Below are 16,109 nucleotides of genomic sequence, written 5' to 3'. Positions count from 1 at the left end.
TTCGCAAAACGAAACGCCCTTTCACTTTTCCATATTCTTTTGTCAGGCAATCATTTACCTGTTACTTTACAGTCGCTTTCTTAACTGTTGACCATCCGGAATAATATTTTGTACTACCTACTTTTTTATAGGTACGAATACGTACGTAGTATTTTTTCTTTGATTTTAAACTTCCGAGAGTTGCACTTGTTGTACTATTTTTAGAAACCGTCTTTGTCTTGATGCTCTTTTTAAATTTCGCATCTGTTGTATATTGGATCTGATAACCGCTTGTCTCTTTTGACTGTTTACTCCATTTCACAGACAGTTTCTTTTTAGAAGCTTTCAAAGATTTGACGGATGTTCCTCTCGGATTGATCTTAAATGTCTTAATATAGCTTCCGCTATATGGCTTCTTAAATGTAATCTTTACCTTATATGTGCCGACTTTTTTGCAGCCAGACGCATAAGATACGCTATAGTAAGATTCTGCAATCTTCTTGCCATTCTTCTCTTTTGCTGTCACTGCCGGTTTCTTTGTTTTGCCGTCATAGGTGTAAGATGTCTTTGCAAGGCTTACGGTTCCGACTGCTTTCTTCACATCCGGACTCGGTGTCGGTTCCGGACTTGGTGTCGGTTCCGGGCTTGGCGTTGGTGCTTTTACTAACGCTGCGATTGCTGCCTCCAGGTTATTTTTTGCTGTGTCAACTTCCTCCTGGATGGCATTCAGATTCTTTCTTACATTATTGGCTTCCTCAAATACCGGATAAAATGCATTCCACGACTCTACAGTGTAATCCTTTTTGTTAAGACGATTTGCAATCAGAAGCTGTTTTTGTAATTCTGTAAAATCTACCGGTGCCTTTTCTTTCTCTGTAAGAACCAGTTTTACTTGCAAATCTTCTTCTGTCTGTACCTGCTTTCTTCCATCCGGCAATGTTATGCTTGTAATCTTGCTGTTCTGCTCCTCCAGGCGAATTGTAACACCTTCATAATTCTGGCCTTCTGCCAGTGTCATCGTATAATAGTTATAATCTCTGCCCTGTGTTGTATAGCTGGCAACACCATTCTCATCAGATACCATTTCCGTTGCACTGGATGTCCAGGAATTCGTTATGTTAAATTTCACTCCGGACAAAAGCTTTCCTTTATCATTTACTAAAGTAATATTTACCGTTTTATAATCTGCACCTTTCACAAGGCCATCAATGGCTTTTGTCAGATTATCTTCTGCTTCATTAATCTCTGCCTGTGTTGCAGCATCATCACTATTTACAATTTTTGCCTGTGTAAGTGCCTTCGTCAACGCTTTATAAGACGCCTCTGTGTATCCATTTTCTTTGATATTCCCTGCCTGCGCAATCACTTTTTCCAGATTCTGCTTATTTATACGAAGTGTCTCTCCGTTCTTCAACTGCAATGTACGACTGACAGATGCTTTATCCACTGCTTTTCCATTAATCTCAATGATTTTTCCATCTGCATCTGCTTCAACCGTAATATCGCCTATATAACCGGTAAATTTTGATGCTTCATCCAATGAAATTGTATATGTAATTGCCTTTACCGCTTCCGGAATTTTATATTCTGCAATTCCGTTTCCATCTGTACTGATTTCAGAAAGAACATCTGCGGATCCTTTCTTTTTCACTTGAAATCTTACATTCTTCAAAGGTTTTCTGTTAGCATCAGCTACATAAATATTCAATGTAGATTTATCGGCGTCGTAGTATTTTTCATACTTATTCAGATCACTGTCTTTCTGAATAACCTTTCCCTGCTCCAAAAGTGAAATATTCTTCTCCGCAACACTGATTCTCTTCTCGTTAATATATGCTTTAGCTTTATCAGAAACCTTATCATATGCTTTTCTGGCTGCCACAACATTTGATTTATCACTCAGTTCTACAGTATTGGCATCGAACTTTTCAATCAGGCGATTGACATCTAATACTTCAAAAAGTAAATTTTTCTTCGTTTCGATCTTTGTCCCGCTTAAATTCAACTTGCTCTTTGTAAGCTTTGTCAACTCCGTCAATGGGGTGATATCAGAAATTTCTTTATTATTACCGAGGTTTAATTCCTGAAGATTTCGCAGATCCTGAAGCGGTGTAATATCAGAAATCTGATTGTTAAATAAATCTAATTCTTTTAACTTTGTCATACCTGCCAAAGCGGATATATCTGTAATTTGATTATCGCTCAGCCACAGCATCTTTTCCATATTCGTAAGACCCTTCAACGCTGAAATATCCTTAATCCGATTGCTTCGAAGTGTCAATTCTGTTAATCCTGTACATCCCTCAAGCCCACTCAGGCTGGTAATTCCATTGTAATCCAGATCCAGATGGTTAAGCTTAGACATCTTCTTGAGCGGTGTCAGATCATGAATCTGATTCTGTCCACAATTCAGTCGCTCCAGACCTGTCAGATCTTTCAGTGCGCTGATGTCCGTTAATTTATTCATATAAAATGTCAGATCTCTTAAATTTGTCAGTTTACTGATCGGACTTAAATCCGAAACCATATTATAGGACAGATCAATCTTCCACAAATCGGTGCCATACTGTAAGCCATCCAGTTTGTATACATATACATCGATCGGATATGCCTCCGGATGCGCACCTGCCGAATAAGTAAACTGTCTCAGTCCCTCAAAGCGTCCCGGTGTAATCGGAATATAATCTTCTTTTTTATAACTTTGACTCAATGTCACACCACGGATTACCCAGTTCAACATCTTGTCCTGAATCACATCCTCCGGTGCCGGTTGGAAGACATCCTCTTCCTCTACATTCACTCACGCATCTGCCGCTGTAGCTGCCATCGATATGCTCCCCACGCATAACAAGACAGCCATGAATAATATCGTTACCTTTTGCATTAATTTCTTCCAGTTCATTGTCTTTTCCTCTCTTTTGTTTGTTCTGTCAGGTGTTCTCCCATTGCCTGAATATTCCTTAATCGCTATCTGATTTTCATTATAAAGGCGCTGTATCTGTTTGTAAATTTATTTCTTGTATAATACTTATAGATAATTTTCATATATGAAGCGATATCATATGCAAGAATTTTCTCCGTCCATAGCTAAACCTTAATTTACCGAATAGTGTCTGTTAAATTTTAAAATACTATAATAACACAAAAAACCTGCCGCACAGGAAGCGTTCTTCCCATACGACAGTTTTTCATAGATCACTTTATACGGTTATAAAATGAATGATTATTTTGTTTTCACTTTCTTCACTGTTGACCATCCGGAATATAATTTTACGGATTTTCCGCTTACCTTTACAGTTTTATAAGTACGAACGCGAACATAATATGTTTTCTTAGCTTTTAATTTCTTCACTGTTTTAGAAACAGTCTTGTTCTTAGAAATTGTAGATGTCTTAACGCTCTTCTTGAAGCTCTTGCTTGTAGAATACTGTAACTGATATCCGGTTGTCTGTGTTGCCTGTTTAGACCATTTTGCTGTAAATGCTTTCTTAGCTGCTTTTACAGATTTGATCTTCGTTCCTTTCGGAAGAATCTGGAATGTCTTTGTATATTTTCCTGTATAACCATTCTTAAATGTTACTGTTACAGAATATTTACCGACATTCTTACGACCTGATGCATATTTTACAGTGTAGTTATCTTTAGAAATAACTTCTTTCTTGTTATTCTTAGCAACAACTGCCGGTGTTTTTACCTTACCGTTGTATGTATAAGTAGTTGTCTTAAGTGCTACAGAACCTACTTTCTTCACTTCCGGTGTTGGTGTCGGCTCCGGCTTATCCACTTTTTTCAGACCTTCTATTGCTGCTGCAAGTTTTTCCTGTGCTGCATCAACTTTGGACTGAAGAACGTTATCTTCTTTTTCCAGTGCATCAATCTCTGCAAGTGCATCCTCTACTGCTTTCCATGATTCTTCTGTATAATCACTCTTATCCAGCTTGGAAGCCTTGTCTTTTTCTGCATTTAATTTCTCTTTATCTGCAGCTCTCACGCTCAGGTCCTTCATTGCTGTCGCAAGTTTCTCCTGGGCTGCATCAATCTTAGACTGTGGAACATTTTCTTCTTTTTCCAGTGCATCAATCTCTGCAAGTGCATCCTCTACTGTTTTCCATGATTCTTCTGTATAATCACCTTTATTCAGTTTGGAAGCTTTGTCTTTCTCTGCATTTAACTCGTCTTTCTTAGCCGGTTTTACAACTAAAACCTTAATTCCTGCTTCCAGTTTCTGGATCTGATCATCAACATCTTCTTTGTTAACAAAACTGTTGTCATATGTTTTCTGTGCTGTATCCAGAACCAGTTTGAATGCTGACCAGGAATCATCTGTGTAATCAGATTCTACAAGAGCTTTTGCTTTCTCTAATGCTTCACCAAGCGCTGTCTTATCCACTTTCTTACGAAGAATGTAACTATACTTCTCTGTATATCCTGTTTTACCATCAACCGAATATATATTGGCCATTGCATCTGTTACAATCTTATGCTCATCTAATGTTGCCCATGTATCATTATCTTTTAATTTGACTGTGATTGTTGCATCACTGTCATTCTCGATGTCAAATGCATATTCAATGACACCTTTTTCATTACTTGTAATCTCATGTGTCTCACTACCAGGAGTTACTTTTACTTCAAATGCAACATTTGCTACCGGAGCACCTTCTACATCAACAACTTTTGCACGAAAATGTGTTGCATCACAGCTTACCTTGTCTTCTACTGCTGCTTTCTTAACAGTAAATACAATTTCACCTGTGGTTGCAATATCATCACCGTCTACAGAAATAATCTTCGTGTTTCCCTCATATCCATCTGTTGCAAATTTATGAGCCTGGCTACTTGCCCATCCCTGATTCTCTGCTACAGTAACATCAAAAGTAAGATCATAATCCATTCCCGGATTAATTGTATATTCTGCGACACCTTTTTCATTACTTGCTGTAGATTTGTTAAAAATATAATTTAACTCATTTGCAACAGAAAGTTTTACACCTTCTACCGGATTGCCTTCTTCGTCAACAATCTTAGCGCGAAATGTAGATGCATCACTCAGAACTTTCTCTTCTTCTGATGAAGATCCATTCTTCTTTACAACGAATACAACTTCATCTGCTTCTGCAAGATCTTTTCCATCTACAGAAATAATGGTCGGAGCTTTTGTTGGTGTTCCATCTGTTTCAAATTCATGTTCATTCTCGGATGTGTAGTTTTTATCATCAATGACAACATCAAAGTTCAGCATGAAGTCTCCACCTGTTAATGCGTATGTTACCATACCATTTTTGTCAGATTTCACATCGTAAGAGACAGAAGAGTCTTCTCTTCCTGTCAAATTAACATTCACACCCTCTACCGGATTCCCTTTTTCATCTACTACTTTTGCACGGAAGTTCTTCTCATCGCATTTTGTAGAAGATGGTGTTGGATCAGGTATCTCACCAGAAGCTGCTGCAACTGTAAAGCTTACTTCTTTCCAGCCGGTATAAGCCCAGCTACCCATGCTATTGAATCCAACTTTATATGTTTTGGCAGTGGATGTTGTATTTTCAGGAAGTGTTACTGTTGCGATACGTTCCTCTGTTCCTTCGCCATATTTTACATTAATATCAGAATCTCTCAATGAATTGCCATCTGCATCTTTTACACGGACAGCTAAGTTTGTCAGTTCGTCCATTGCTTTTCCGATCAGTTTTATCTGAACTTCTCCACCTTTGCTGGATACATTCTCATCACTTACACGTTCTACTGAATCCAATGCAGGATTCCATTTTAATCCTTTGATTGCTGTATCCAGTTTTGCTGCTGCCTCATCCACAGCAGTCTGCCCTGCTTTGTCGTTCTTATTAATCGCTTTTGCTTCCGTTAAAGCTTTATCTACCTCATTCCATGTAGAAGTCACATAGCTGTAACGATTGTAACTTTTTTCATCTGCATCGGCAATAAGCTCTTTTAATTTTGTCTTATCAACCGACTTTACAACAACAGCGTCTAATGCTGCAGTTAATTTTTCTGTCTGCGCATCCACTTCTTCCTGTGTTGCATCTTCATTATCATATACTTTATTTGCTTCTGTAAGTGCTGTCTGAAGTTCGTCATATCCTGCGCTGTAATCATCTGGATTCTTCACAATTGAAGCACTGTCGATCGCAGCTTTCAATGCTTTTTTATTAATATTTGCTTTTAATACAAACCGCAACTCTTCTGTAATGTTTTTCAGATCTTCATTATTGATTTTCTCGATTTCTGCAAGACTGTCTGATGTTGAATAGGAATATGTTGTATCGCATGTCCAGCTGTCATTTTCTGCAAGAGATACAATCTTGGATGTACTGTAATCCCACTGTCCTACTTCACATTCAATAATTCCGTTTTCGTCACTTGTTACAGTAGTTGCTCCATAAGAGCTCCCTGAATTCTTTACATCAAATTTTACTCCTGCTACAGGCTTTCCGCTTTTATCTACCGCTCTAGCACGGAAATGTGTTTTATCCGGCAGGACTTTCGTAGTTTCAGGCTGGTCTGGATTTTCTGAGCTTGGTGCAGTAACTTTAAAAGAAGTTTTTGCTCCATTCCAGCTTAACTGCCAATCTGGAATCGATGTATTAGAAATCCAAATCTGATAAGATTCTTCTTCCGTACCCGTATTTGCCGGAACATCAATATCAAATGTATTATTTGTTCTGCTTACGTCAACAGTAACATTTTCTTTTCCGCTTACGGTTGCTCCATCTTTTCTCAATCGATAGTAAATCGTTCCTTCATCAGCACTAAAATCGTCAAATGTAAGTGTTACTTTTACAGTTCCACCATCACTTGGAAGTTTTTTTGTGCTTACATCCGCAGATGCAAAACTTAAAGCTGCATCCGCTGCTTTGGCTACACTTGCCTGTCCGCCAAACAGTCCGAAGACCATTGCAAGGGACAGAATCCAAGCCAAAATTCTCTTCTTGTTCTCCATAACGTTTCTCCTTTTCTTTTTTTGAAATCCTTTGATTTCAGACAGTCTTTTACATTTTTATTTTACTTTCTTTTATGATATGCATCCAATCGTTTTTATAAATATATTATCCGATTTATTTATTTTATCTATATATTAATCGAGTAGGAGGCGGTGACTAACCGCCGTCCTCTCACAGCACCGTACGTCAGACTGTCTAACGATTCGAAAATCCAGTCTGATGTACGGTATTTTTATCTTCGATTTTTTTAATATCATTTTTATCTTTGTTTTTCACATGAATTACATATGTTCCTCTCCTTGCTACATCACACTTTCTTCAAACTTCGTTACTAATTCTTCTGTTGAAAACATGCTTAATAATCGCTTAAAGTTATAAGCGATAAACATAGATGCAGCTTCTGCGTCAACATTCTCTTGTCTGCGTCGAAGAAAGAAACTATATCCGAGACTTCTTTTTATAGTCCCAAATGGATGCTCCACGATACATCTTCTCTGTTTATAAACCTCGTTATTATTTAGTGTTTCATTATACACAGTTTCAAGAACATCTTCATATACCCAACGCTGTATCGTTCTTCCAGATGAAGAAGTAGTGCAGTCTTTTTTATATTTGCATGAATTGCAGTCTGTACACTTATATTTGCGATACTTCATACCATTCTTCGAAGTATTTTCAAAAAATCGCAATCTATCTCCTGCCGGGCATGTATATTCATCAGTTTCACCATTATAGATAAACTTTTCTTTGCGAAATTCATTATCCTTTGTAGCATTATTCGCTTTAGCTTTTTTTATAAAGACATTTATTCCAGCATCAACACAGTTTTTTATCTCTTGTTGATGTTCCTTTAAATATGGAAGAGCCTCTTCAATGGTCATGCCATCAATTCCCAGCGCTCCCTTGTTTGCCTTAACTCTCTTATACGCTCTGTTAAAGTTGTCTTTATACAGTATCGCTTCCAAAAGTCTCGGCTGTGCACTGTCTCTTTCTTTCCATATCCGATTGAATGACCTAGACGCTTTCACATACCCTTCATGTTCCGCATTATCTCTTTGCGAACAGCCATTGTTTTCAATGTTTTCTGTCATAGACAGTCATTCCTCCTTTCTCGGTCATACTCAAGACTCCTATTGATTCGGTCCTTCACCTCTCGGCTACTATGACCTCTGCTGACTTCTGTGCGTTCAGCATTGCTTTATGCAATGGTTACCTCTTTCAAGGCGTACCACACAGACCTCCCTAGGTACCACACGTTTCTTCCTCTCCATCCATCTGCCTCATTTATCATGCATGATTCCGTGTAGTTATTGGGCTTCAACTTGAATAGCAGTTTTACCCTCATGCATGACCTCATATGAGATTCCTGTTCGTCAGACCAGAGATTTGCCCGTGAGTTAGTATGTTCCTCACATCCAGCTTCCTTCAGATTCCATCTCACGATGGACACCCTTGCTTTCGGCTATATCCTTCCCACTACCGGGCGGATTCGGGACTTTAACCCGTTAGAAACGTGCGCCGCTAGGCGCACTATAGCAAAAAAGCGTGGTCTTTTGCCACGCTTTCTTTTTATTTCTCTGTTCCGGTTACAAGTTGGTCTTTGTAATTCAACACCAGATTCTTGCCACCACCGGTCAGAATATACAGTTGTTTCTTCGCAACCCCTGCATCCATCAGGACTGCTGCCGCACGCTGAGCTCCCTGCTCACCAGCCATACATACAATAACTGTCGGAACATCCAGATCTTTGATCTTCGCTTCTTCTTTCCGCACATTCGCCTGTGCTTCTGCTGTCTTCGTCGGCCATGCAGGCGCCCACATAGATCCTTCGATATGTCCGGCTGCATATCCTGCCTCAACACCGCCTACTACTTCTTTTTCAAATCGAATGTCGAGAACATTCAATGTTCCGGCTTTTACCCTTTTCAGAACAGTATCTGCATCCAGATACATATCATCCCACCGCATGAGATAATCTTCGCCCCTTGACACTGCAACTTTATAACTTACTTCTTCTGATGCTGTTGTCTTTGCCGTAATAGTTGCATTACCAAAGCCAATTGTATTCACTTTTCCATCCTGATCTACATTAACAATCCGATTACTCAACTCGGAACCATAACCATATATTATGTTCTTACGAACTCTCGCCGGCCAGCAGGTCAGTTTATTTTCGGCAACAGTTGCCTCAAGCGCCATCAGCTTATGTCCTTCACTGTCTGTTGTAACTTCTTTTTTTGCAAATTTCAGCTGACCATAAGTCTTGGCATCTTTCGGTGAAACTTTCTGGATTGGCCAATTTTCCGGCTCTTTCTGCCAGTTTACCTGCCATGCCCACCAGCCGCCATCGAAGACGCTGATATTTTTTATTCCATTCTGATAACAAATTAAGAATGGAATCGTTGCACGCCAACCGGTACCACAGTAGAAGGATAATTCATTATCGAGGGATGAGTCGGATTCTGCAAGAATGGATTTCACTTTATTAAGTTCGACTACTTTTCCATTTTCAATATAGCTTCCATCGTCTGTATTGTGTCCCCATACTGCACCTAACGGTTCACCTGCATATTTAATATAGGAATATCCTGTCTCTTCGCCGCGGAATTCTTTCTCCGAACGGATACTTACAAGGCGGAAATTAGCATCATTCTGTAACTTTTCTTTTGCATCATCGGTGGACAGAATATATTCCGGATGTGCCGGAATCGTCGTACCAAACGTATAATTTGTGCCACCGGCTGTTGCTTCATTTACTTTTGTCTCTGTCGGTAATCCTAGTTTATTCCATGCTGTCATGCCACCATCTATCACTTTGACATCTTCTACACCGGCGTATAACATAGCGAATGCTACTCGTGTAACACTGGAATCCGATGCACTTCTTCCGTACAGTACTACCTTGGTATCTTTGGTGATTCCGTTGTTTTTTAGAAATTCTCCAAGCTGCTTTGCACTTCGGATATTGAAATTGTCTTCTGGTTTTACTTCGGTCTCTTCATAAAGCTGCTGATCGTCGATTCCATCCAGATTCCAGTCGTCATACTCTACTGCATCGGAATTGATATGAACCGCTCCCGGAATATGTGCTTCGTTATAAGCTTTGTCATTTTCTGTCTTGCCATAGGCAACTTCTGCTAAAAATACATGTTCATATCCAGGCTGCTGTCCTTCTGCTGCACTCTTATACCACTCCGGTGATACATATACCTGTCTCTTAGGAACATTTTTCACTTTCACCGTTACCTTGCAGCTCTTTGCCAGGTATTTTTTCTTATTGTTCTTCTGTGTTGCGCGAACAGTAATTGTTGCTGTTCCCGGCTTCTTTGCTGTAATCTTTCCGGTGCTGCTTACTGTTGCAACTGCTTTATTGCCGGATGACCATTTTACCGGACAGTACACACCTGACGGTTTAACTGTCGATTTCAATGTCTTTGTCCCACCAACATATAAGGCTGCCTTTGATGCACTGATTGAAATGCTTGTCGGTTTTAAATCTTTTACTTTCATTGTTACCGACTTTTTCAGCTTTTTATTTGCCTTTGCTGTTACTGTAATTTTAACTTTTCCAGCCTTTTTTCCTGTCACAACACCCTTGGATGATACGGTTGCAATCTTTTTATTGCCGGATTTGAATGTTACCGCTTTGCTTGCTTTTGACGGTTTGACGGATTTTACAGATATCGTTGCATGTCCTTTGATATCAATCGTCTTCGCTGTAACTTTGAGTGACATCTTTGTTGGCTTTTTCGATGCCGCTTCACTCGGGATTGCAGTAAATGCAACTGCCATAACCACAACTAAGGCAAGCAATCCCAGTGCTTGTTTTTTGATTTTCTTTTTCATCACGCATTTCCTCCAATGTAATGATTTATTCCGCAACGTTTATCCACAATATAACATTAACTCTCCGGTTCTTCAATTTGTAAAAGAAGCAGCCGCCTCAGAATTTTTCCGGAAACGGCTGCCTCTCTTATTTAAGCAAAATATTTCTTTATTTTACCTTTACGCTTTTTACTTTTGACCATGTAGAATAATATGTAGTCTTGCCTACTTTCTTGTATGTGCAGATTCTTACATAGTATTTCTTATTCTTTTTCAATTTCTTGATGGTCTTGCTTGTGTATTTGTTCTTTGTTATCGTTGATGCCTTCACAGACTTCTTGAACTTCTTGTCCGTTGTGTACTGGATCTTGTAACCGGTTGTCTGCTTCTTCTGCTTCTTCCATGTTACTTTGATCTGTTTCTTACCGGAGTTCTTCACAGACTTCAGGCTTGTTCCCTTCGGCAGAATCTTGAATGTCTTTGTAACTTTTCCTGTATAGTTGTTCTTCATTGTTACAGTAACTTTGTATGTTCCGACATTCTTTCTTCCGCTGCTGTATTTTACAGTGTAGTTTGAAGCAGCAACTTTCTTTCCGTTTACAACAACTTTCACTGCAGGTTTGCGAACCTTTCCGGTATATGTATAAGCAGTCGTTGATAATGTTACGTTTTTAGATGTAACTTTTTTCTTAATCGGTGTATTGTCAACGTAAACTATTTTCTGGCAATCGCTGGATTCAAATTTTTCTGCCTGACTCTTGGTAAATACACGAACTACTACAACATGGTCGTTGTTTGTTCCCGCATTGCCATAGAATGCATCACTTGCAAGCTCTGTCACAGATGCCGGAATATCTACGCTCTCAAGATATCCTTCCTTGAATGCGTATTTACCAATCTTTTCTACACCGTTTTCGATCGTCAGCTTCTTTAATGTGATTGCTTTGAACGTTCCTTCAAAAGCAGATTCTCCGATCTCTTTTACAGTTCCCGGAATAGTAAGTTCTTCAATGTGATGTAAGTGGAAAGCTTTTCTTCCAATCTTTGTTACGGATGCCGGAATTGTAAGACTTGTAAGTCTTGCTCCTGCAAATGCCATTTCACCGATCTCTGTTACTGTATCCGGGATGTCTACATGATCTAAGCGGATGTTCATTGAGAATGCTCCCTGTGGGATTACAGTTACATTCTTGGATAATGTAAGGTCTGTGATGTCATTCGTTGAAAATGCTCCTGCTCCTAAATCTGTTACCGTATCCGGAATAACAAGTTTCTTCAACTGGTTGGAGTTAAATGCACTTTCTCCGATTTTTGTTACAGATGCCGGGAATTCTACATTGTTAATCTTATTATAACGGAATGCGCTTGCACCGATGGTTGTAAGTGTGTCAGGTAATACAACCGTATCCATACCATTCGGTGATTCTACGCTGTCTTTTCCCTGTACCCATTCGCCATCCGGAATCTCAAATGCTCCGTCTGCAACTTCTGTGATTGCTTCCTGTGTCTCAGGATTCAGTGACGGGATTACGAGTGTGCGTACACCGTCTTTTACAACTGCATCGCTCTTACGTGTTTTATTTCCCTGCTCGCTCCATCCTGTAATCTTATTTCCATCATAAGTGAAGTCCGCGTGTGTCCAGCCGCTTCCTACGATTTCATCATAGATGACTTTATGTCCGGTTCCATCGTTCTTGTCTGCATATTCCGGATAGAATACATTTGTTACTTCTTCTAAATGTGCTTTATTTGAAGTATATAATTTTACCTGTCCCTTTTCACCTTTGACAAATGCTGTATTTGCCAGTTTCTGCAGGCTAGACGGGAGATATACACTTGTTAATAATGTTTTTTCAAATGCTGTCTTTCCGATCTCGGTCAGACCTTCGTGCAATGTTACACTTGTCATTCTCGGTGCAAGACCTTCTCCGGTTACATTCTGTGAGAATGCACTCTGTCCAATGGTTGTTACGGATGCCGGAATGTCTACAGACTCTAACTGGTTTCCTTTAAATGCATCTCTGTCAATTAATTTCACTGTAGAAGGCAGGCTTAAAGAAGTAAGCGGTGCATTTCTGAATGCCATTCTTCCAATCGTTTCTACTCCTTCCGGAATTGTCAGTTCTTTAATCTTTGTTGCATTAAATGCGGAAGTCGGAATTTCTTTTATGGATTTGGAAAGTGTTACTTTCTCCAGAGAAGCACTTGCTGTAAATGCTCCATTTCCAAGTGTTGTTACACTATCCGGAATGGTTACTTCCGTAAGCGCTGTTGTCTGGAATGCTGTTGCACCAATAGATGTTACCGTATCCGGAATCGTTACTTTTGTCATTCCGATTGTGGCAAATGCACCTGCACCGATTGCTGTAATTGCTTCACCGTTTTCATTTGTCTCCGGAAGTGTTATTTCTGTATCACCATTTGCTATTTTCGCCTTTCCGGCATCATTTAATCCGGTAATGGTTGTTCCGTCAAATGTAAACTGGGAAGTATTCCATGGCTGCTCTTCTGCCGGCATCTCACCGTAAATAACTTTCTGTACCCAGGATTTGGTTCCCTGTGTATTTGTGCCCTTTCCAGTACCCTCTACATGCTGGATCATTCCCTTCTTTCGAAGATCCACATTCTCATTGTACATGTATACGATACGACTTGCCTTTAAGATTGTATTTGTCGGTGCATCTGACTCCAGATCTTCTTTACCTGTGTTTGCTCCAAATGCATATACTGTAACTTTCTCTGTTCTATCCGGAAGTCTTACAGATTTGATGTTGTTATATGCAAAACACATATTATCCAGATTCAGATTGAAATCACATGTCTTCGGAAAGTCAACAGTTGTAATCTGATTTTTAGCAAACGCTGCATTTCCAATCTGCCAGATTGTATGAGAGAATTTTACGCTCTTTAACTGGTTGCTCTGGAATGCTGTTCCGCCAACATAGATTACGCCTTCCGGTAAATCCAGAGATGTCAGCTTATTGTTTGTGAAAGAGTTATTCTGAATAATGAAATTTCCTCTTTCTGTTAATCCTTCTGCAATTGCGCTTCCACTGTAACTTGCCATCACTCCCTTCGGGAATGTTACAGATGTAAGTCCTTTCTTATAGAAAGCTTTTGTTCCGATACCAATAATCGGATTTCTGTCTGTATCCTTTGCAGGAATCACAAGGTCTGTATTTGTTTTTAATTTTTCTTCTCCGGATGCAGATAAGCCCGTGATACCAACACCACTGATTGTTGTTACATCCGATGTATTTGATGCCGGATATAATTCCTGACTGATCGTATCATATGTAAAGTCTTCTGCGTTCCATTTATCTTCCTGTCCCGGTACTTTCAGGATCAGGCTGTGATAATCAGACTGTGGGAAGTTCTTTGTATCGTTGTACTGTGTTTCCGAACTTACATATACTTTTGTCTTCACTGCTGCAGCACCGGAAGAATATACTTTTTCAAATGTATTTGCCTGCAACTTCTCAACGGTCGATGGTAATACTACCGATTTAATCGTTTTATTTCGGAATGCTCTGCTTCCGATTGACTTTAAACCTTCCGGCAATGTCAGTGTACAGTCATCTGTCAAATATTCCTTAGTAGAAAATGCATAATTTCCAATCGAAGTTACCGTAGATGGAATGACAATCTTATGGATGTTATTTCCTGCGAATGCATTATTTCCAATCGTCTTAACTCCTTCCGGAATGGTCAGTTCCGTCAGATCCGTCATGTAATTCTGTGCGTCACTGCATCCGAAGGCTCCTCCCGGAATGTCTGTCAGGTTCTTAGAAAGAATAATCTTCTTTAACTTCGGATTCGTTCCGAATGCGCCACCGCCGATCTTTGTAACACTGTCCGGTAAAATAATACTCTCTAACTGGTTCTTCTGGAATGCTGCCACACCGATTTCTGTCAGTGTCTTTGGAAATTCAATCTTCGTAATACCGCAGTCTGCGAAAACTTTTGCACCAATCTTTTCCAGTTTTGCCGGAAGTGTAACACTTGTAAACTTCTCGTCTGCTGTTGCAAACATTCCAGTATAGCCATTTCCTGTATAATCAGCGATTGCTGTCACATACTCGCCATCTGGATTCTTGTTCGGTAATACCAGATCTGTATTGTCTTTTCTCTTTTCAATACCACTCTCAGAGAAACCGGTGATCGTTGTTCCGTCAAATGTAAAATCATCTGCTGTCCATGTCTTGTCCGCATTCGGATCTTCACCAAGGATCAGTTTCTGATGCCAGGAGTGCTGTGACTCTGCGGTACGATCCATATGGTGGATACGTTCCATGTCAAACAACTTCTCATTGTCTGTGTACATATAGACAACGCCGCCAAATTCCTGCTCTTTCTCCGGTGCATCTTTGGAACACTCTTCCATTCCCGGATTCCAGTAGAAGACTTTCTTTTCTACTACTTCCATATAATCCGGAAGTCTTACGGATTTGATGTTGTTGTGTGCAAATGCAAAGGCATGAATCTGTGCCTGGAAATCACAGGTTTTCGGGAAATTGACCTTTGTGATCTCATTGTATGCAAATGCGGAGTTCTCCAACCACCAGAATGTATGTGGAATGGTCACGGATTTCAGTTTATTTCTTGCAAATGAACTTGGTCCGATATAGATCACACCTTCCGGCAAATCGAGAGAGGTCAGTTCATTTCCGTCAAAAGCACCTGCGCCAATCAGGAAATTACCTCTTCTTGTTACTACATGTGTAACTGTGTCATTATAATCTACCATCATACCATCCGGCAGTGTCAATTTTTCAATCCCCTGCTTTTTAAATGCACTGTCAGCGATACCTACGATTGTAGTTCCATTCGGATCTTCAGACGGAATGACAAGATTCTTATTCACTTTAATCTTCTCTGAACCTGTCTCAGAAAATCCTGAAATTGCTGTACCGGATACGGTAAAGTCACGACTGTAATCACAGCCGTTCAGTCTCTGGCTCATCTCTGTGTAAGTGAAATCTTCTGCTGTCCATACAGATGTGTCGATGTCACTTGCAGATGCGTCAGAGTCTGCCTGTTTCTTATCCGTCTTGGTCGTCTTGGTTACTTCTTTTTTCACTTCTGCGTTCTCAGAAGCATCCTCTGCCTTCTCATCTGTTTTGGAAGCTTCTGTTTTAGAATCTTCTTTTACAGTTTCGGCAGACGCATCTTTGGACGTATTCTCGTCTGCAGATACGTTCTCATCGTTCGAAGTTTCCGTTACTTCGGACTGCACAGCCTGGGCTGCGCTTGCTGTATTATCCTGTGCAAATGTCGGCATTGCAAGGGAAAACGACAACGCAAACGATAATACAACCGCTAAAAACTTTTTCATTTTCATGCTTT

At 39.9% G+C, this 16,109-nt stretch carries 4 protein-coding genes and 2 pseudogenes; all 6 read right to left on the bottom strand.

The annotated features are described in order from the left end of the window. Positions 1–61 precede the first annotated feature (61 nt). The 6 genes and pseudogenes from DWY31_RS07195 to DWY31_RS07170 all read right to left on the bottom strand — a co-directional run bounded on the left by DWY31_RS07195 (position 62) and on the right by DWY31_RS07170 (position 16,104). Positions 62–2,779 carry a leucine-rich repeat domain-containing protein gene (locus DWY31_RS07195; protein WP_118519909.1) on the bottom strand — a complete coding sequence of 906 codons (2,718 nt, stop codon included), beginning with the start codon at positions 2,777–2,779 and terminating at the stop codon, positions 62–64. A gap of 423 nt (positions 2,780–3,202) precedes the next feature. Continuing rightward, positions 3,203–6,937 (bottom strand): fibronectin type III domain-containing protein, encoded by a 3,735-nt coding sequence (locus tag DWY31_RS07190; protein WP_118519908.1) that lies wholly within the window; start codon positions 6,935–6,937, stop codon positions 3,203–3,205. Positions 6,938–7,240: 303 nt separating this feature from the next. Beyond that, a pseudogene (locus DWY31_RS14505) lies at positions 7,241–7,774 on the bottom strand (transposase); the annotation flags it as partial. Next, positions 7,748–8,029, bottom strand: a pseudogene (locus DWY31_RS14500) (group II intron reverse transcriptase/maturase); the annotation flags it as partial. The pseudogenes DWY31_RS14500 and DWY31_RS14505, both read right to left, overlap by 27 nt. A gap of 478 nt (positions 8,030–8,507) precedes the next feature. After that, the gene (locus DWY31_RS07175) at positions 8,508–10,784 is read right to left on the bottom strand and encodes a rhodanese-like domain-containing protein (RefSeq protein ID WP_118519907.1); all 2,277 of its coding nucleotides are present in this window, start codon (positions 10,782–10,784) and stop codon (positions 8,508–8,510) included. 148 nt (positions 10,785–10,932) lie between these two features. Next, the gene (locus DWY31_RS07170) at positions 10,933–16,104 is read right to left on the bottom strand and encodes a leucine-rich repeat domain-containing protein (protein WP_118519906.1); all 5,172 of its coding nucleotides are present in this window, start codon (positions 16,102–16,104) and stop codon (positions 10,933–10,935) included. Positions 16,105–16,109: the final 5 nt, after the last annotated feature.

Source organism: Dorea sp. AF24-7LB (genome assembly GCF_003478575.1).
Taxonomy (GTDB): domain Bacteria; phylum Bacillota; class Clostridia; order Lachnospirales; family Lachnospiraceae; genus Dorea_D; species Dorea_D hominis.
This window is presented reverse-complemented; position numbering and strand designations above follow the sequence as displayed.